Source organism: Microbacterium sp. NPDC058269 (assembly GCF_042881445.1).
Lineage (GTDB): Bacteria > Actinomycetota > Actinomycetes > Actinomycetales > Microbacteriaceae > Microbacterium.
Window position 1 is genome coordinate 171,056 of sequence record NZ_JBHVXT010000003.1, and the last position, 18,575, is coordinate 189,630.

18 protein-coding genes are annotated in these 18,575 nt (G+C 68.3%); 10 read left to right on the forward strand and 8 right to left on the reverse strand.

The genetic code is table 11. The features are described from left to right. Positions 1-100 precede the first annotated feature (100 nt). The 3 genes from ACFVWL_RS14415 to ACFVWL_RS14425 are packed head-to-tail and all read left to right on the forward strand — an operon-like array spanning position 101 to position 3,377. Positions 101-1,327 carry an LLM class flavin-dependent oxidoreductase gene (locus ACFVWL_RS14415; protein ID WP_387184055.1) on the forward strand — a complete coding sequence of 409 codons (1,227 nt, stop codon included), beginning with the start codon at positions 101-103 and terminating at the stop codon, positions 1,325-1,327. Position 1,328: 1 nt separating this feature from the next. Continuing rightward, a complete protein-coding gene (locus ACFVWL_RS14420) occupies positions 1,329-1,973 on the forward strand; it encodes an FMN reductase (protein ID WP_387184058.1) in 645 nt (214 codons plus the stop codon). A 51-nt stretch (positions 1,974-2,024) separates the two neighbouring features. After that, on the forward strand, positions 2,025-3,377 hold the full coding sequence (locus tag ACFVWL_RS14425) for an FAD-binding oxidoreductase (RefSeq protein WP_387184061.1): 1,353 nt from the start codon (positions 2,025-2,027) through the stop codon (positions 3,375-3,377). Positions 3,378-3,380: 3 nt separating this feature from the next. Here ACFVWL_RS14425 and ACFVWL_RS14430 read toward each other — a convergent pair whose 3' ends face one another. Further along, positions 3,381-4,070: a response regulator gene (locus ACFVWL_RS14430; protein ID WP_387184064.1), complete on the reverse strand. Its 690-nt coding sequence runs from the start codon at positions 4,068-4,070 to the stop codon at positions 3,381-3,383. Beyond that, positions 4,067-5,350 carry an ATP-binding protein gene (locus ACFVWL_RS14435; protein WP_387184066.1) on the reverse strand — a complete coding sequence of 428 codons (1,284 nt, stop codon included), beginning with the start codon at positions 5,348-5,350 and terminating at the stop codon, positions 4,067-4,069. Before ACFVWL_RS14435 ends, ACFVWL_RS14430 begins: the two co-directional genes overlap by 4 nt. A 146-nt stretch (positions 5,351-5,496) precedes the next feature. Between ACFVWL_RS14435 and ACFVWL_RS14440 the strand changes: the two genes are divergently transcribed. Then, complete coding sequence (locus tag ACFVWL_RS14440; protein ID WP_387184068.1) at positions 5,497-6,936, forward strand: cation:dicarboxylate symporter family transporter; 1,440 nt, start codon at positions 5,497-5,499, stop codon at positions 6,934-6,936. Between the two features lie 71 nt (positions 6,937-7,007). Here the strand turns inward: ACFVWL_RS14440 and ACFVWL_RS14445 are convergent, their stop codons facing one another. Continuing rightward, a complete protein-coding gene (locus tag ACFVWL_RS14445) occupies positions 7,008-7,184 on the reverse strand; it encodes a DUF5302 domain-containing protein (protein ID WP_017830923.1) in 177 nt (58 codons plus the stop codon). Positions 7,185-7,215: 31 nt separating this feature from the next. Then, positions 7,216-7,800 (reverse strand): DedA family protein, encoded by a 585-nt coding sequence (locus tag ACFVWL_RS14450; RefSeq protein WP_387184071.1) that lies wholly within the window; start codon positions 7,798-7,800, stop codon positions 7,216-7,218. Between the two features lie 140 nt (positions 7,801-7,940). Between ACFVWL_RS14450 and ACFVWL_RS14455 the strand changes: the two genes are divergently transcribed. Next, positions 7,941-9,881 (forward strand): GDSL-type esterase/lipase family protein, encoded by a 1,941-nt coding sequence (locus ACFVWL_RS14455; RefSeq protein ID WP_387184074.1) that lies wholly within the window; start codon positions 7,941-7,943, stop codon positions 9,879-9,881. A 21-nt stretch (positions 9,882-9,902) separates the two neighbouring features. Here the strand turns inward: ACFVWL_RS14455 and ACFVWL_RS14460 are convergent, their stop codons facing one another. Continuing rightward, positions 9,903-11,213, reverse strand: a complete 1,311-nt coding sequence (locus tag ACFVWL_RS14460; protein WP_387184077.1) for a UDP-glucose dehydrogenase family protein — start codon at positions 11,211-11,213, stop codon at positions 9,903-9,905. A gap of 363 nt (positions 11,214-11,576) precedes the next feature. Here ACFVWL_RS14460 and ACFVWL_RS14465 point away from each other — a divergent pair, with 363 nt between their 5' ends. From ACFVWL_RS14465 to ACFVWL_RS14485, 5 genes are all read left to right on the forward strand, one after another. Continuing rightward, positions 11,577-13,853 (forward strand): polyribonucleotide nucleotidyltransferase, encoded by a 2,277-nt coding sequence (locus tag ACFVWL_RS14465; protein WP_387184080.1) that lies wholly within the window; start codon positions 11,577-11,579, stop codon positions 13,851-13,853. 220 nt (positions 13,854-14,073) lie between these two features. Continuing rightward, positions 14,074-15,102 carry an aldo/keto reductase gene (locus ACFVWL_RS14470; protein ID WP_387184083.1) on the forward strand — a complete coding sequence of 343 codons (1,029 nt, stop codon included), beginning with the start codon at positions 14,074-14,076 and terminating at the stop codon, positions 15,100-15,102. A gap of 69 nt (positions 15,103-15,171) precedes the next feature. Then, positions 15,172-15,774, forward strand: coding sequence for a histidine phosphatase family protein (locus ACFVWL_RS14475; protein WP_028502818.1), 603 nt, complete (start codon positions 15,172-15,174; stop codon positions 15,772-15,774). A gap of 83 nt (positions 15,775-15,857) precedes the next feature. Continuing rightward, positions 15,858-16,598, forward strand: coding sequence for a 4-hydroxy-tetrahydrodipicolinate reductase (gene dapB / locus ACFVWL_RS14480; protein WP_387184086.1), 741 nt, complete (start codon positions 15,858-15,860; stop codon positions 16,596-16,598). Continuing rightward, entirely contained in the window at positions 16,598-17,032 is a 435-nt protein-coding gene (locus tag ACFVWL_RS14485) for a hypothetical protein (RefSeq protein ID WP_387184089.1), read from the forward strand. Before dapB ends, ACFVWL_RS14485 begins: the two co-directional genes overlap by 1 nt. 33 nt (positions 17,033-17,065) lie before the next feature. On the opposite strand, the gene ACFVWL_RS14490 is transcribed toward ACFVWL_RS14485, so the two are convergent. The 3 genes from ACFVWL_RS14490 to ACFVWL_RS14500 form a co-directional block, all read right to left on the reverse strand. After that, positions 17,066-17,491, reverse strand: a complete 426-nt coding sequence (locus ACFVWL_RS14490) for an OsmC family peroxiredoxin (protein WP_387184092.1) — start codon at positions 17,489-17,491, stop codon at positions 17,066-17,068. Between the two features lie 81 nt (positions 17,492-17,572). After that, the gene (locus ACFVWL_RS14495; RefSeq protein ID WP_387184095.1) at positions 17,573-18,142 is read right to left on the reverse strand and encodes a DUF4395 domain-containing protein; all 570 of its coding nucleotides are present in this window, start codon (positions 18,140-18,142) and stop codon (positions 17,573-17,575) included. A gap of 19 nt (positions 18,143-18,161) precedes the next feature. Further along, positions 18,162-18,575: a thioredoxin family protein gene (locus tag ACFVWL_RS14500; RefSeq protein ID WP_387184097.1), complete on the reverse strand. Its 414-nt coding sequence runs from the start codon at positions 18,573-18,575 to the stop codon at positions 18,162-18,164.

An 18,575-nucleotide genomic window follows, 5' to 3' on the forward strand; every position in this document is an offset into this window, starting at 1 on the left:
TACAGGCCGGGAATAAAGTTGCGGTGAGCGCGTTGACACATATACATTCAAATGAATAGAAACGGATGCGAGTCATCCGGTTCGGAGACACGGAGCAATCATGAGCGAGCAGTCAGGCGCGCAGGCGATGCAGTTCGGCATCATGTCGGTCAGCGACATCACCCGCGATCCCACCACGGGGATCACCCCCAGCGAGCAGGAGCGCATCAAGGCGACGACGGCGATCGCCGTGCACGCAGAAGAGGTCGGCCTCGACGTCTTCGCCATCGGCGAGCACCACAACCCGCCGTTCTGGTCCTCCAGCCCCACGACCTTCCTCGCGGCGCTGGCCGCGCAGACCGAGCGCCTGATCGTCTCCACGTCGACGACGCTCATCACCACGAACGACCCGGTGCGCATCGCCGAGGAGTACGCGATGCTCCAGCACGTGTCCGACGGGCGCATGGACCTCATGCTCGGTCGCGGCAACACCGGACCGGTGTACCCGTGGTTCGGTCAGGACATCCGCCAGGGGCTGCCCCTCGCGATCGAGAACTACGCGCTGCTGCACAAGCTGTGGCGTGAAGACGTCGTCGACTGGGAAGGAAAGTTCCGCACCCCGCTGCAGGGCTTCACCTCGACCCCGCGTCCGCTCGACGGCATCGCGCCGTTCGTCTGGCACGGCTCCATCCGCACGCCCGAGATCGCCGAGCAGGCGGCCTACTACGGCGACGGATTCTTCGCGAACAACATCTTCTGGCCCAAGGAGCACTACCAGCGGCTCATCGAGCTGTACCGTCAGCGCTTCGAGCACTACGGGCACGGCACGCGCGAGCAGGCGATCGTCGGCCTCGGCGGTCAGGTGTTCATGGCGGCGAACTCGCAGGACGCGGTGAACCAGTTCCGGCCGTACTTCGACAATGCGCCGGTGTACGGTCATGGTCCGAGCATGGAGGACTTCACCGAGATGACGCCCCTGACGGTGGGTTCACCGCAGCAGGTCATCGATCGCTACGCCGGTATGCGCGAGCATTACGGCGACTACCAGCGTCAGCTGTTCCTCATCGACCACGCGGGTCTGCCGCTGAAGACGGTGCTGGAGCAGCTCGACATCCTCGGATCCGAGGTGGTTCCGGTGCTCCGCAAGGAGCTCGCGAAGGACCGCCCGGCCGCCGTGTCGGACGCCCCGACCCACGCCGCGCGGGTCAAGGCCGAGTTCGGGGACGGACCGACCCGTCAGGCGCGCCCCGGTGCGAACCGTGGCGACAACCTGACCGGCGACTCGCCGTACCAGGACAGCCCGGCACCTGCGGGTGCGGCGTTCGGGCTCGGCCGGAAGGAGGCGTGACATGACGATGCGTCGCATCGCCGTCGTCTCGGCCGGCCTGTCGAATCCTTCGTCCACGCGGATGCTCGCGGACCGACTCGCGGCGGAGACCGTCAAGGCGCTCGCCGCACACGACATCGAGGCCAGCGTCGACGTGATCGAACTGCGGGACTACGCACACGACATCACGAACAACCTGCTGACCGGGTTCGCCCCGCCTGCGCTCGAGACCGCGATCAACACGGTGGTCTCCGCCGACGCGCTGATCGCCGTGACGCCGATCTTCTCGACGAGCTACTCGGGTCTGTTCAAGTCGTTCATCGACGTGCTCGACCCCGATGCCCTGACCGGCACGCCCGTGCTGATCGGCGCGAATGCCGGCACCGCGCGGCACTCGCTCGCGATCGATTACGCGATCCGTCCGCTCTTCGCTTATCTGCACGCGGAGCCCGTGTCGACAGGTGTGTTCGCGGCCTCGAGCGACTGGGGCGGCTCGGGAGACGACGTCGCTCCGCTCGCCAAGCGCGTGGAGAAGGGCGCCAAGGAGCTCGCGGAGGCGATCGCCCGGCGCGAGGCGGCCGCCGTGGTCGATCCGTACGACCCGGCGACCTACCTGGGCGAGGGACGTTCCTTCGGCCACATGCTCGGCGGTCTCGCGGGCGAGTGAGCTGCGCATGACGCCATCGACGATGTCCGAGGGATGTCGTACGGTGGCGTCATGCCCACTCACCCCGCGGTCGTCGCACTCCAGAAACGTCTCACCGGCACCCTCCTGCTTCCCGATGACACCGGCTACGAAGCGGCACGACAGCCGTGGAATCTGGCGATCGAGCAGCGTCCGGATGCGGTCGCCACGCCTGCCGACGTCGACGACCTCCGCGCCCTGTTGACCGCGGCACGGGAGTCGGGGGTGCGGCTCGCGATACAACCCAGCGGCCACGGCGCTTCCAGCTCCCTGGCCGGCGCCGTACTGGTGCGCATGAGCGCGTTCGACGATCTGTCGATCGACCGGGGGAGCGGCACCGCTCGGGTCGGGGCCGGGGTGCGCTGGGGTGCGGTCGTCGAAGCGTTGGAAGGCACCGGATGGGTTGCCCCGGCCGGGACCAGCCCGGTCGTGAGCGTCGCCGGGTACACACTGGGCGGCGGCCACTCGTGGTTCAGTCGCACAGCGGGTCTCGGCTCCGACAATCTGCGTGCGGCGTGGGTGCTGCGCACGGACGGCACGCACGAGCGCGTCGACGACGACACCGACAGCGACCTGATGTGGGCGCTGCGAGGGGCCGGCGGCCTCGTGGGCATCGTGACGTCACTCGAGATCGAACTCGTGCGGGCCCCCGCCGTCTGGGGCGCGAATCTCACCTTCGACATCGCGGACGCGCCGGCGGTCGTCCGTGCCGTCCGCGACCTCGCGGTCACCGCGCCGCCGACGCTGAACGTCTTCCTGAACTCGATGCGGATGCCGGATGCGCCGCAGCTCCCCGAGCAGATCAGGGGACGCAGCTTCCTCACCGTCCAGGCCCTGTCGACGGACGGGCCGGAGGAGGAGCTGGTCGACTCGATCCGCCGGGCGGGCGAGGTGCGCAGCGACATCACCGGACCGACCTCACCCGCTGCCCTCGCCGCCGCATCGAACGAGCCGACGGATCCGACGCCCGGTAGCGGGGCGTCGATAGCCCTGAGCGAGCTTGACGACGCGACCATCGACGCACTCCTCGAGTTCCGTGAACGGCCGGAGCAGTGGCCCATCATGGGGATCGACATCCGCATGCTCGGTGGTGCGCTCGACGCACCGCGACGACCGGGCTTCGCCTCCTTGGAATCCGTGGGGTGGCTTCTGCACGCTCTCGTGCCGGTCATTCCGGGCGTGCCGACTGTACCGGGAGAGGCGAGTCTCGCCGCGTTCCGGGAACTGCTGGCACCGAACGAGGCGTTGCAGACCGTCGCGACCTTCCTCGAGCCGGGCCAGACGCTCGAACGCTGTGGTTCGGTCGACGAGGTCGACCGGCTTCGTGATCTGCGTGCGCGGTTCGACCCTGACGCGGTTCTGCACGACGGACGTCTGCCGCGCTGACGGTCAGGCCTCGGGCCCGAGTCGCCGCTTCCAGTCGTACTCGGTCTCCGGTCGTCCGCGGGTCCCGTACCGCGCTGAACGCGTGAGCACGCCTTCGGCGACCAGGTGCTCCAGGTAGCGGCGCACCGAGACCCGCGACATTCCCAGTCGTTCCGCCGCCTCGCTCGCCGACAGCGGCCCGTCAGTGCGCAGTTCCGAGGTCACTCTGTCGAGTGAGGCCGCCGAGAGCCCCTTGGGAAGCTGGATCGTGCCGGTGGAACGACCGAGCAAGGCGTCGATCTCCGCCTGCGTGGCTTCGCCATCGGTGGTCCGCGCCTGCTCCCGGTAGGTGCGGTACTGCTCCATCCGTTCGCGGAACACGGCGAACGGAAACGGCTTGACGAGGTACTGGAACACGCCGAGAGCCGCCATCTGCCGCACGGATTCGGCGTCGCGAACACCGGTGATGGCGATCACGTCCACCGCAGCGGAGCGACCACGAAGTGCCCGGAGCACATCGATGCCGGAGCCGTCCGGCATCGTGATGTCGAGCAGGACGAGGTCGAAGGCTCGTGGACGATCGAGCACGGCGGTCATGGCAGCACGGGCACCCGTGCACTCGCCGGCGATCTCGAACCCGTCGAGACGTGCCACGTAGTCGCGGTGGAGTTCGAGCGTCAGAGCGTCGTCGTCGACGATGAGTGTGCGGATCATGGCTGCGACCTCCGTGGTCCCGCCGCGGGAAGGACGACCCGGAACGTGGTCGGGGCCTCGCGCACCGTCACCGAGCCGCCCGCTCCGGTCACCACGGAACGCACGAGCGCCAGGCCGATGCCGCGCCCCTGCCCGTCGGCGGGTTTCGTGGAGTAGCCCTGGTCGAACATCCGCTCGCGCACGGCGGGCGGTATTCCGGGGCCGCTGTCCGAGACCTCCAGCACGATTCCGGCGCCTTCGTGCGCGCGCAGCGAGACCTGTATCCAGCGGTCGTCCGACTCGGCCGCGGCGTCCATGGCGTTGTCCACGAGGTTGCCGAGCACCGAGACGGCGTCCACCGTCGACAGAGGAGTGCGGGGCGTGTCGGGCTCGATGTGCACCCGCCAGTCGATGCCGCGTTCCTTGGCCTGCGAGGCCTTGCCGAGGAGGAGCGCGCCGACGGCGGGATCACCGTGACGCCGCGCGGTCACCTGGTCGACGAGCGACTGGCTCTGTCGTGATGTCTCCGTGAGGATCTCGATCGCCTCGTCGCGGCGGCCGAGTTCGAGCAAGGCGACCGCGGCGTGCATGCGGTTCCCGTGCTCGTGGGTCTGCGCGCGCAGGGCCTCACCCAGGGTGCGGATCGACTCATAGGACGACACGGCGTCCCGCACCTGGCCTGGCGGCAGATCGCCGGCGATGCGGCGGGTCACACGTCGGGCGATGACCGCGCCGCCGGCGCCGAGGACGACGAGGCCGATCGTGATGCCGAGCGTGAGGGGTAGTCGCCGGATCAGGGTGTCGCTGATGGACTCGGTCGTCACACCGGCGGCGACCCATCCGAGCAAGTCCCCGTCCGATGCGATCACCGGAGCGATCGTCCGCACGGAGGGGCCGAGGGTCCCGGTGAACTCCTCCGTCAGCGTCTGCGGTGACGGAGGGATGGTGCCGAGGTATATCCCGCCGATCTGGTCGGTGTCGGGGTGGGTGATCCGCGTGCCGTCCGAGGTCATGACCGTGATGAAGTCGAGCCCCGCGCCGGCGATCACCGTCAGAGAGTAGGGCTCGAGGACCTGGGTGGCCGCGTTCTGGTCGATCGAGCGCAGGCCGTCGATGACGAGAGGGGACGAAGCGAAGGAGACTGCGGTGGCCGCCGTCACCCGTTCCGCCTCCGCGCGGATGGATCGTTGCGCTTCGGCGACGAGGAAGAACGCCACGAGGGCGCCGATCACGACGGCTGCGACGAGCAGCACCAGGAAGACGCGCGAGGCGGTGCTGCGGGTGTGGAAGGCGTGCGCCATCGCTCCCTCCGATCGTCGATGGTCAGGTGCCGTGACCAATACGACCACAAGTCGCCTCGATGCGTGAAGTCGGGGACCGTGAACTCTGATCGGCGGCGAAGCAGCTGCCACCCCGGACGAAGACGTCGATGATCGAGGAGGACGCGATGGCGCTCACAACAGGATTCTCACTGCCGAAGTTCAATTGGCGGCGAGGCAAGCAATCGTGGGACCGGCACACCTGGCTGTACGTGTCCGTACTCCTGGCCGTCGTGCTGGGTGCGGTCGTCGGTCTCGTGTGGCCGGAGGTCGGCCAGGCATTCGAGCCGCTGGGCAAAGGGTTCGTCGCGCTGATCAAGATGATGATCGCGCCGATCATCTTCTGCACGATCGTCGTCGGGGTGGGATCGATCGCCAAGGCAGCCACCGTCGGCAAGATCGGTGGACTGGCGCTGCTGTACTTCATGGTCATGTCGACCTTCGCGCTCGCGATCGGCCTCGTCGTCGGCAACATCATCCACCCCGGCGCCGGACTCGACATGGCCTCGTCGACCTATGACGCGGTCGAGGCGGAGGCGAAGACCACGCAGGAGTTCATCCTCGGCATCATCCCGACGACGTTCTTCTCGGCGTTCACCGGGGAGAGCGTGCTGCAGGTGCTGTTCATCGCTCTGCTCGTCGGGTTCGCTCTGCAGGGCCTCGGTGATCGCGGCGCCCCGATCATGGAGGCGGTCAAACAGCTCCAGAAGCTGGTCTTCCGCATCCTCGGGATGATCCTGTGGCTGGCTCCGCTCGGAGCGTTCGGAGCCATCGCCGCCGTGGTGGGGAAAACCGGTGTCGCGGCGATCTGGAGCCTCGGAACACTGATGGTCGCGTTCTACATCACCTGCGTCCTCTTCATCGTCGTGATCCTCGGGGTGCTGCTGTGGTCGGTGACCCGGGTGAACATCTTCTCCCTCATGAAGTATCTCGCCAGGGAGTACCTGCTCATCGTCGGCACGTCGTCGTCGGAGTCGGCTCTGCCTCGGCTGATCGCGAAGATGGAGTTCGTCGGTGTCTCCAAGCCTGTCGTGGGAATCACCGTTCCCACCGGATACTCGTTCAACCTCGACGGCACGGCGATCTACCTGACCATGGCCTCCCTGTTCATCGCCACGGGCATGGGGCAGCCGATGACGATCGGTGAGCAGATCGGCCTGCTGGTGTTCATGATCATCGCGAGCAAGGGAGCAGCAGGGGTCACCGGCGCAGGGCTTGCCACCCTCGCCGGTGGACTCCAGGCCTATCGTCCCGATCTGGTGGACGGTGTCGGCGTGATCGTGGGCATCGACCGCTTCATGTCGGAGGGGCGAGCGCTCACCAACTTCACCGGCAACGCGGTGGCGACGCTCCTGATCGGCACCTGGACGAAGCAGATCGACCGCGACCGCGTGCGGCAGGTGCTCAGCGGCGAGGTTCCGTTCGACGAGTCGCTGCTCGACGGCGTCGACGCGCACGGCCACGTGGACGCTCCGAAGGGCGCGGACATGCAGGAGCTGCGTGAGGCGGCGGTCACCGAGATGGCGGCGAAGGAGGAGCGGGCCCGGCTTCGTGCCGATCGCGCCTGAGGGGCAGTCGCACACGACCAGAGAGTGAGGGATGCGGGAGCCCGGCCGAGCCGGCTCCCGCATCCGCGCGGTCAACCGCTCTTGCGTCGGAACTCGCGCCGGGTCTGCGGGGCGTTCGCACTGTGCACGGCGGAGTCGCCGTCGAGGTGTGCCTCGCCCTGCCGGTGGTGCGCGTTCTTCTTCTCGAGCGCTTCCTTGAACTTGCGCTTCATCTCCTCAGACGAGGAGGCGCCTTCTTCGGTGCTCATGCCCCGAGCCTAGAGCACGCGGTCTGGCGGGTCACCCTCCGGTGTGCCGCACACACAGATCGATCAGCACCCCGAGCCCGATCGCGAGCACGATCGACACCGGCACGGCGACGAGAGGCCCACCGGGAAGGATCGCCGCGACGGCCGCACCCACCGCCGCCTGGTAGAGCGCCCACCCGGTCGCGGCCAGAGCCACGAGAGCGAGGTAGCGGGGAAGGGGGACCCGCGAGGCTCCGGCGACCAGGTTGATCGCGAGGCGCGCGAACGGTACGAACCGGGCAGTGAACAGCACGGTCGCCATTCCGCGGTCCAACCGGTGTCGGGCCCACGTCAGAGCCTGCTGCACACGTGGCGTCCTCATCCACCGCCAGCGCTCGGTGCCCACGGACCGCCCGATCAGATAGCAGCACGCGTCTCCGATGGTCGCGGCCACGGCCGCACAGACGACCACGGCCCAGAGCGGCGGGGAGCCCGTCGTCGCTGCGATGGCTCCGAGCGCGGTCACCGCGACCTCACCCGGCACCACCACGAAGAAGGCGTCGCCGACGATCAACAGGCTCATGACCGCCAGACTCCACGGGCTGGCAAGCGATGCGGTCAGCAGATCCGTCGGCACGTCGCCCACTGTGCCCGCAACGGGTGAAGGGGAACCAAAGACCGGATAGCCGGTGACCCGTTATCCAGCATCCGGTGAACATCTGGTGCAGAGGGGCGTCTGCGGCGAACGGTGTTCCCGAGGCCCGTCATCCTGGGGCTGTGAGAGTAGCGATCGTCACGGAATCCTTCCTTCCGCACATGAACGGCGTCACCGGCTCGGTGCTGCAGATCCTGCGGCACCTCGAACGGCGGGGGCACGAGGCGCACGTGGTCGCCCCCGCCGCTGTCGGCGCCCCGACCGAGATCAGTGGAGCACCGATCGAAGCCATTCCCAGCCTCGCCCTCCCGGGCTACCGTCACGTGAGGGTGGGCACGTCGAGCGCTCGCCGCGTCGCCGCCTCCCTCGCGCGCTTCCAGCCCGACGTCGTGCACCTCGCCTCCCCGTTCGCGCTCGGATGGCGGGGAGTGCTCGCAGCCGAGCACCTGAAACTGCCCGCGGTCGCCGCCTACCAGACCGACGTTGCGGCCTACACGGAGCGCTACCGGATCGCTGCGACCACGGGTCTCGCCCAGACCCACATCGCCCGCCTGCACCGACGTGCGACGGTGACCCTGGCTCCCTCGGCGGATTCAGCCCGGCAGCTCGCCGCGCTCGGCGTCGATCGCGTGCGGCGCTGGGGGAGAGGCGTCGATGCCGAACGCTTCCAGCCCGCCCGGCGAGAGAGCGCGCTACGGTCCACCTGGGATGCTGACGTCGTCATCGGCTATGTCGGACGCCTCGCTCCCGAGAAGCAGGTCGAAGACCTCGCCGCGCTCCGCGGCATCCCCGGGACGCGACTGGTGATCGTCGGCGACGGACCCAGTAGAGCGCGCCTGGAGAGCATGCTTCCTGACGCGCTGTTCCTCGGCCACCTCGACGGCGAGGCGCTGGCTGCCGCGATGGCGTCGTTCGATCTGTTCGTGCACCCGGGTGAGAGCGAGACCTTCGGGCAGACCCTGCAGGAAGCCCACGCGAGCGGCATCCCCGTCGTCGCCACGGGTCGCGGCGGTCCGCTCGACCTCGTCCGGATGGGGATCGACGGGTGGCTGTACCGGCCGGGAGACCTCGACGACCTCCGCATGCGCGTGGCCGACCTGGCCGGAGACGCACGAAAGCGACGCGCGTTCGGCGAGGCGGGCCGCGAAGCCGTGCAGGAACGCAGCTGGGAGAGCGTGTGCGATCAACTCCTCGACCACTTCGTCGAGGCACGGATGCTGCACACAGCCGACGCCGGGGTTCGCGCTCGCCGCGTCGTGCGGCCCGAGTGGCCGGCACCGGTCGTCGCCCGTCACTGGAGCCGCTACGTGGCCCTCGGCGACTCGCTCACCGAAGGACTCTGCGACCCGGCCCCTGACGGTTCGCTGCGAGGGTGGGCTGACCGCCTCGCACTGCTGCTCGCCGCGAGGGGAGGTCTGCACTACGCGAACCTGGCGGTCCGATCCAAGCGTGTGCACGACGTCGCCGGACTCCAACTGGCCAGAGCACTCGAGCTTCGCCCCGACCTCGTGTCGATCCTGATCGGCGCCAACGACCTCGTGAAGCGCCGCGTCGATGTCGCCGCTCTCGCCGTGGAACTCGAAGGCACGGTGCAGCGGCTGCGGGGGATCGGTGCCGACGTGCTCCTGGTGACGCCCTTCCTCCCCGGTCGACGTGCGGCCTCCATCTACACCCGGAGGTTCTCCGCCTTCGCCACCGCGTTGACAGGCATCGCAGCCCGTACCGGAGCCATCCTGATCGACACGGATCTGCACCCCACGCTGGCCGAGCGCCCCAACTGGGGGGAAGACCTCGTGCACCTGAGCAGTCGGGGTCACCGCTTCCTCGCATACCGAGCGGGTGAGATGCTCGGGGTTCCGGATGCCGACGCGCTCGGAGTGCTGGATGCCGCGATGCACGAGCACGAGCCCCTCGGCGTCGGCGTGTGGTGGCGGCGGCACGCGCTGCCCTGGGTCTGGCGCCGTCTGCACGGACGGGCTGCCGGAGACGGCAGGGTCGCGAAGCACGACGACTACGTCTACCTGGGTCGATCGTCCACGCCGCGAGCTGCAGTCGTCAGCTGAGGCCTCGCACGGGTGAAGCGGTCAGCGCCGCCCCATGCCGTGATACTGCCAGCCGGCGGCGCGCCAGTCCGCGGAGTCGAGGCAGTTCCGGCCGTCGATGATGATTCGTCCTCGGACGAGAGCTCCGGCATGCTCCGGCGAGAGGTCGCGTCGGTACTCGTCCCACTCTGTGACGACGACGACCGCATCGGCTTCCCGCAGAGCCTCATCGCGTTCACGGGCGTAGCCCAGCTGCGGGTGTGCAGCGGCCGCATTGTCGATCGCGGCGGGGTCGGTCACGACGACGTCCGCGCCCAGCCCCCGCAGCCGCACGGCCACATCGAGAGCCGGGGAGTCGCGGATGTCGTCGCTGAAGGGTTTGAACGCGGCCCCCAGCACGGCGATCCGACGGCCGAACACCAGCCCGCCCAGTGCGTCGACCACGAGCTGCACCGCTCGATCGCGACGACGGAGGTTGATCGTATCGACCTCCCGCAGGAAGCCGACTGCTTCACCGCGCCCCAACTCCTCTGCGCGTGCCGCGAACGCCCTGATGTCCTTCGGGAGGCATCCGCCGCCGAAGCCGATGCCCGCTCCGAGGTAGCGTCGACCGATCCGGGTGTCGTGGCCGAGTGCGTCGGCGAGCAGAGCGACATCGGCTCCGGAGGCCTCCGCGATCTCCGCCATGGCGTTGATGAACGAGATCTTGGTGGCGAGGAAAGCATTCGCCGCGCCCTTGACGAGTTCGGCCGTCGCGAGGTCCGTGACGAGGAACGGCGTTCCCCCTTCGACCGCCGGTGCATACACCTCTCGAAGTACGCCGACGGCGCGTTCACCTGCGGCGTCCGACTCGGCACCGACCACGAGACGGTCCGGTGTGAGGGTGTCGTGCACGGCCCAGCCCTCGCGCAGGAACTCCGGGTTCCAGACCAGTGTCGCGCCCGTATCGGCGATGCGCCCCGCCAACCCCGCCGCGGTGCCGACGGGCACGGTCGACTTGCCCGCCACCACGTCTCCGGCGCGCAGGTGGGGGAGCAGTCCGTCGACGGCGGCGTCGACGTAACGCAGATCCGCGGCGTGGCCGCCGGGTGTCTGCGGCGTACCGACCGCGAGGAAATGCACGTCGGCCCCCTCGGCATCGGCCATCTGCTCGCTGAAGCGGAGCCGCCCCGAGCCCAGGCCTTCGGCGAGGAGCTCCGAGAGTCCCGGCTCGAAGAACGGCGCGGAGCCGGACGCGAGCGAAGCGACCTTCTGCTCGTCGACGTCGATCCCGACGACGTCGTGTCCGATCGAGGCCATGGCGGCGGCGTGAACGGCACCGAGGTACCCGCAGCCGATCACTGACAAGCGCATGGAGTCCACCACACCGGATGCCCCTCTCGCCTCGGCATCCGCACGGTGAACGGGTTGTGACCGTACGATGTCGGATCCGCGATGCGCGACGACACGCAGGATTCGAGGTCCTCGCTGGTAGGGTGGATGAGGTTGACGTGTGTCAACCGCACAATTTCATATCGACTCATGGAGCGAGCGGCGGAGAAGCTGGTCCCCTGTGGTGGGTTCCTCGGCAGGAGATGTCGGGTGGCTTTCTACTGGTGGCCAGCGCAGGCGACATTCGCGGGAATGCCCGCGCGCCCGAACCCTTCCGTTCCGCTCCTTTGAACACGCTCGCGCGTCACATGGATTCGCGAGTCTAAACAAAGAAGGAGAGACCTCTTGGAAGGTCCTGAAATCACCGCCACCGAGGCCGTTCTCGACAACGGCCGCTTCGGCACCCGCACCATCCGCTTCGAGACCGGCCGCCTCGCGCAGCAGGCTCAGGGCGCAGTCGCCGCGTACCTCGACGGCGAGACCATGCTCCTCTCGGCCACCAGCGCAGGCAAGCACCCGCGCGAGGGCTTCGACTTCTTCCCGCTGACGGTCGACGTCGAGGAGCGCTCCTACGCCGCTGGCAAGATCCCCGGCTCGTTCTTCCGTCGTGAGGGTCGTCCCTCCACCGAGGCGATCCTCGTCTGCCGTCTGATCGACCGCCCGCTGCGTCCGTCGTTCGTCGACGGTCTGCGCAACGAGGTCCAGGTCGTCATCACCGTGATGTCGATCGCTCCGGGCGAGTTCTACGATGCTCTCGCGATCAACGCCGCATCCGCGTCGACTCAGATCTCGGGTCTGCCGTTCTCCGGTCCCGTCGCCGGTGTGCGCCTCGCGTTCATCCCCGGCCAGGGTGACCACGCTGACCAGTGGGTCGCGTTCCCGACCGCTGAGCAGGTCTCCGAGGCTGTGTTCGACCTGATCGTCGCCGGTCGCGTCGTCACCAAGGCCGATGGCACGGAAGACGTCGCCATCATGATGGTCGAGGCCGAAGCCACCGAGGGCAGCTGGAACCTCATCAAGGCCGGCGCCACCAAGCCGAACGAAGAGATCGTCGCTCAGGGCCTCGAGGCCTCGAAGCCGTTCATCGCTCAGCTCGTCAAGGCTCAGGCCGAGCTCGCGGCGACCGCGTCGAAGGAGCCGGGCGTCTACCCGGTCTTCCCCGCGTACAGCGACGAGGTCTACAGCTTCGTCTCCGAGCGCGCTTTCGCCGAGCTCAGCGATGTCTACCAGATCGCCGACAAGGTCGAGCGTCAGACCGCTGACGACGCGATCAAGGATCGCGTCAAGGCCGAGCTCATCGAGGCCACCGAGGCGGGTTCGCTCCCGGCCGCGGCCCCGCTGGAATTCTCCGCCGCGTACAAGTCGGTCACGAAGAAGATCGTCCGTGGACGCATCCTCACCGAGGGTGCCCGCATCGACGGCCGTGGCCTGGCGGACATCCGTCCGCTCGACGCCGAGGTGCAGGTCATCCCGCGCGTGCACGGCTCCGCGATCTTCCAGCGCGGTGAGACCCAGATCCTGGGCGTCACCACGCTGAACATGCTCAAGATGGAGCAGCAGATCGACTCGCTGTCGCCCGTGACGAGCAAGCGCTACATGCACCACTACAACTTCCCGCCCTACTCGACCGGTGAGACCGGCCGCGTGGGTTCGCCGAAGCGTCGCGAGATCGGGCACGGCTTCCTCGCCGAGCGCGCTCTCGTGCCGGTGCTGCCGAGCCGCGAGGAGTTCCCGTACGCGATCCGTCAGGTGTCCGAGGCGCTCAGCTCCAACGGCTCCACCTCGATGGGTTCCGTCTGCGCGTCGACCCTGTCGCTGCTGAACGCGGGTGTGCCGCTGCGCGCTCCCGTCGCCGGCATCGCCATGGGGCTCGTGTCCGATGAGGTCAACGGTGAGACCCGCTACGCGGCGCTGACCGACATCCTGGGTGCGGAAGACGCTCTCGGAGACATGGACTTCAAGGTCGCCGGAACCAGCGAGTTCGTCACGGCCATCCAGCTGGACACCAAGCTCGATGGCATCCCGACGCAGGTTCTCGCGGGTGCGCTGACGCAGGCCCGCGACGCACGTCTGACGATCCTCAACGTCCTGAACGCGGCGATCGACGCTCCGGACGAGATGGCGCCTACCGCGCCTCGCGTCATCAGCGTGCAGATCCCCGTCGACAAGATCGGCGAGCTGATCGGCCCGAAGGGCAAGACGATCAACGCGATCCAGGACGAGACCGGTGCGCAGATCTCCATCGAGGAGGACGGCACCGTCTACATCGGCGCGACCGACGGCCCCTCGGCCGAGGCCGCCCGTGCCCAGGTCAACGCGATCGCCAACCCCACCAACCCGGAGGTCGGGGAGCAGTTCCTCGGCACCGTCGTGAAGATCGCCACCTTCGGTGCGTTCGTCTCGCTGCTCCCGGGCAAGGACGGCCTCCTGCACGTCACCGAGGTGCGCAAGCTCGCCGGTGGCAAGCGGGTCGAGAACGTCGACGACGTGCTCTCGGTCGGCCAGAAGATCCTCGTGAAGATCACGAAGATCGACGACCGCGGCAAGCTCTCGCTCGAGCCCGTCCTCGACGACGCTCCGGCTGCGGAAGCTGCTCCTGCAGAGGACGCCGCCGCGGAGTAAGCGCAAGGTTCGAACCGGAACCCGGGTCTCTTCGGTCAGAAGGGGCCCGGGTTCTGTCGTACCGCTGTGTGACCAAATCGTTATCAGGCGTTTCCGCGCCGTTCCCTGGATTGGTCAGGACGTTCGGCGAATTCGCTTACCCTCGAAGTACGCACCGGGGGGTGCAGATCCAGCAGGTACGCAGGTCGGCACGCACCGATCGACGCGGGGGTGAGAGAGTATGCGGTTGTTCAGCGTAGGCGCAGGAGCGTCGGAAGAGCGCGCCCAGCAGGGCGCTGCCGAGCATCCCTCCGCTCCCATCCCGATCGTCGGGCCCGGCATAGGAGAGACCATCCGTGTCGCCCTCGGCGAGACCGGCTTCGAGACTTTCCCTCTGATGCTGGGGGCCGCGGAGTTCGGCTGGAACGTCGATCTCGAAACCAGCCATGGCATCCTCGATCGCTACGTGGAGTTCGGTGGAAACGCGATCCACACCGCCGACGGCTTCTCCGGCGGGCGCAGCGAGCACATCATCGGACAGTGGCTGCGTTCGCGCGGTCAGCGTGAACGCAGCCTCGTGAGCGTCCGTATCGGTGCACACGCCGACAACCCCGGCCTCGGCTCGGTCAACCTCGTCCGTGCGGTGGAGGGTTCTTTGACGCGGCTCGGCATCGACCGCATCGATGTGCTCTACCTCGACGCCACTCTCGACGCGACCACCAACCTCGAAGACACGTTGGCGACCGTCGAATGGATGACGGAGGCCGGCAAGATCGGCGCGATCGGCGCGTTCGGCTTCGCGCCGGAACGACTCGTCGAAGCCCGGATCCTCGCTTCGGCGGGTTACCCGCGCATCCAGGTGATCGACGCACCGTACAACCTCATCCGCCGGCAGCCCTTCGAAGGCGACCTCCGACTCGTGGCCGGCGCGCAGAACCTCGCCGTCACTCCGTCGCACGCGCTCGAGCACGGGTTCCTCTCCGGTCGCCACCGCAGTAAGGCGCTCACCTCACGGGGCGTGCGGGGCGAGCAGCTGCGCGGGCATCTGAACCGCCGGGGGATCAAGATCCTGCGCGCACTCGATCAAGTCGCCGAGGAGGTGAGCGCTCCGGTCGCGGCGGTCTCCGTGGCGTGGCTGCTCGCCCAACGCACGATCGCCGCCCCCATCGTGAACGCGTTCGCGAGCGATCACGTCGATGAGCTCATGCAGGGAGCCGGGGTCTCCCTTTCGCGCAGTCAGGTCTCCGACCTCACCCGGGCGGGAAACTGAGCATCCTTCCGCCCGTGACATAGGGTGGAAGGGAGGTCCGGCGGATGCTGGCGATGAAGCGAGCGATTTGTGACGCATTACATATATCTGGTCAGACACGGTGAACATCAGGATGCCGAGCACGGTCTCGCCGACGGGCCCCTCTCGCCGAGGGGGCAGCGTCAGGCTGAGCTGATCGCCGATCGCCTGTCCGGGCTTCCTCTCGATGCCGTCTGGCACTCGCCGCTGCTGCGTGCGAACGAGACGGCTCGTGCGATCGCGGCCCGTCTGCCGTCGGTCGACCCGGAGCCGACCGCACTGCTCTTCGACTGCGTGCCCACCGGGATGACCGAGGAGACGCCCTCCGTGTTCGAGCCGTTCTTCGGTTCCGTCACCGAGGCCGAGATCGAAGCCGGCCGGGCGCAGATGTCCGACGCTGTGAACGAGTTCCTTGTGCGCAAGACCGGTGACGTGCACGAGGTGCTCATCACGCACAACTTCGTGATCTCCTGGTTCGTCCGTGAAGTCCTCGCCGCACCGGAGTGGCGGTGGATGACTCTCAACCAGTCGCACTGCGGCCTGACGGTGATCGCGCAGAAGCAGGGGCGGCCGTGGACGCTGCTCACCCACAACGACACCGGTCACCTTCCCGTGGAACTGCGAACGGGTATCCCCGACGCTCTCCTGGTCTGAGTCGACCGCTCGCAGCGGACGACTGCGTGTCGGCCCCGCGCGCCCCCGGCCGGACTCCGTCGCCCGCGAAATAGACTGGACGCATGACCACGCAGGTAGCACTCGTCGGCGGAACCGGGAAGCTCGGCACGATCATCGGTGCGGTGATCGATGATCTCGAGGGCTTCGAGGTCAGCCGTGTGCTGACTTCCTCCAGCGATCTCTCCGAACTCGACGGCGCCGACCTGGTGGTCGACGCATCGACGCCGCAGGTGAGCATCGAGGTCGTCCGCGCCGCGGTCGAGCGCGGCATCAATGTGCTGGTCGCGACCTCGGGTTGGTCCGCCGAGCGGATCGCCCTCGTGCGTCCCCTCGTCGAGGCCGCCGGCACGGGTGCGGTGTTCATCCCCAACTTCTCGCTGGGGTCGGTCCTCGGGTCCGCCTTGGCGGCAGCCGCTGCGCCCTTCTTCGGATCGGCGGAGATCATCGAGGCGCACCGCGAGACCAAGATCGATTCCCCGAGCGGCACCGCCGTTCGTACCGCGGAGTTGATCGCTGCCGCTCGCGCGGAGCAGGGCCCGGTCAGTGCGCCGCACGCCGATCAGCGCGCCCGCGGGCAGCAGGTCGGCAGCGTGCCCATCCATTCGCTGCGGCGTCCCGGCGTCGTCGCCAAGCAGGATGTCATCCTTTCCGGTCCCGGCGAGTCGCTCACCTTCACACACGACACGGTCGACTCGGCGCTCGCCTACGCTCCGGGGATCCGACTCTCCGTGCCGTTCGCACTGAACGCGACAGGCGTGTTCATCGGTCTCGAGCACATGATCGATATCGGCATCCGGTCGTGATGTCGCGTATCGGCGTCGCGCTGATGGCCGCGGCGCTGCTGGTCTACCTCGCGGTCGCGATCTGGCTCGCCGTGATGTTCATCTCGGTCGGCACGCCCGTGTCGATCGGCATGGGGATCACACTTCTCGTCCTGGCGCCGATCGGTGCCTGGGCTCTCATCCGCGAGATGATGTTCGGTTTCGGGGCCGACCGGCTGGGACGCCTTCTCGATGCGGAAGGCGGGATGCCGCCGGTCGAGACCGAGTTGACGCCCAGCGGACGGATCGCCCGCGCCGATGCCGATCCGCTCATCGCGCGGTATGTGGCAGAAGCGGATGCGGCCGCCGATGACTGGCGTGCGCGCTACCGTCTGGGCGTGGTCCAGGATGCAGCGGGCCGTCGTAAGGACGCCAGGGCCAGCATCCGTGCGGCTATCCACCTCGCCCGGCGCTGACCCTGACGGTGTCTTCAGGTCCCGACGGAGTGATCAGGCGAGCGTGGCCTCGAGGGTGATCTCGATACCCGCGAGCGCCTGAGATACGGGGCAGCCGGTCTTGGCGTCGTTCGCGATCTCCTGAAAGGTCTCAGGGGTGAGGTTGGGTACGGTCGCGTTGACGTTGAGGTGGCTGCCGGTGATGCCGACGCCGGGCTTGAACGTGACCGATGCCGTCGTGTTCACGCGTTCCGGCGGAGTCCCGTTCTCGGCGAGCGCGTGCGAGAGCGCCATGCTGAAGCACGACGCGTGCGCGGCGGCGATGAGCTCTTCCGGCGTGGTGGTGGTGTCGCTTCCTTCGCTGCGCGCCTTCCAGTTGATCGGGAAGGTGCCGAGGTTCGACGACGAGAACGCGACGGTACCCGATCCCTCCATGAGCGATCCGGTCCAGGTGCTGGCGGCTTCGCTGGTGACGGGCATGATTCCTCCGGTTCTCGCACTGCGGGCGCAGCATCGACTCGTGGTCAGCCTAGCGAGAGCCCGGCCACCGGGGAACAGTCCTCAGGTGGCGGCTTCTCTGCCGACGAGGCCTGCGCGCTGCAGCAGGAGGTAGAGCTGGCAGCCCAGGCAGAACGCGAAGGCGGCATTGAGGAAGGCGGCGACGAAAGCAGCCGCCGTGGCGACGGGGAGTGCCCACGGAACGCCCGCGAGGTGCAGCACGAGTCCGATGCCGACGACGAACAACCCGACACCCTGTGAGAACCGCGGCGGACGCGGGTCTTCGAGCTCGGTCGGCGGTTTCAGGCGTGGTCGGACGAGCGTGCGGAAGGCCGCAGCCCAGGGAGCTGTCCGCGGTGCGGCAACGCCCCACAGGAACAGCAGAGCGATGCCGACCGCGACGAGAAAGCCCGGGTCCAGTGCGCGCTGTGCGATGGACGCGCCCTTTATCGCCCAGGTGCTGCCGCCGACGAACGCGAAGTCGGCTGACGACGAGAACGCGAACCACGTACCGGGGAGCCGCGCGGTCGAGATGCCGATGAGCGCCAGGAAAGTGGCCACCAGCAGCAGGACTGCGGTGATCGCAGCGGCGAAGCGAGGGCCTCGGGGGTCGATGCCTGTGGGAGTGCTCATGGGTCTCCAGTCTTTCCGCTCAGACGGCGGCGAGGGCTTCGGTGAGGGCATGCCGGTGCGGGACGCCGCGGAATCGGGCGCGGACGGCACCTGACCTGTCGACGACGAATGTCGTCGGCGTCTGCAGCACCTTGTAGCGCGCCGAGAGATCCGGACGATGCGTCAGATCCACCTCCACATGGCGGAGCCCGTCGCTATCGGCCGCGTAAGCGTCGAGGAGCCGTCTCACCTGCGGGCACCGAGCGCACATCTCGGTGCTGAACTGCACCAGCGTCGCGCGAGACCCGAGTTCCCCTGCGGCCGCGTCCACGGGGTCGAAGTAGAGGGCGCCGCCGTCGCGCCGTCGTCCGTCGCGGCGGCGCAGCACGATGCCGATGACCGTCGCGAGGACGAGGAGTGCGGCGGCGGTTCCCAGAGCGAGCACGGGCGACAT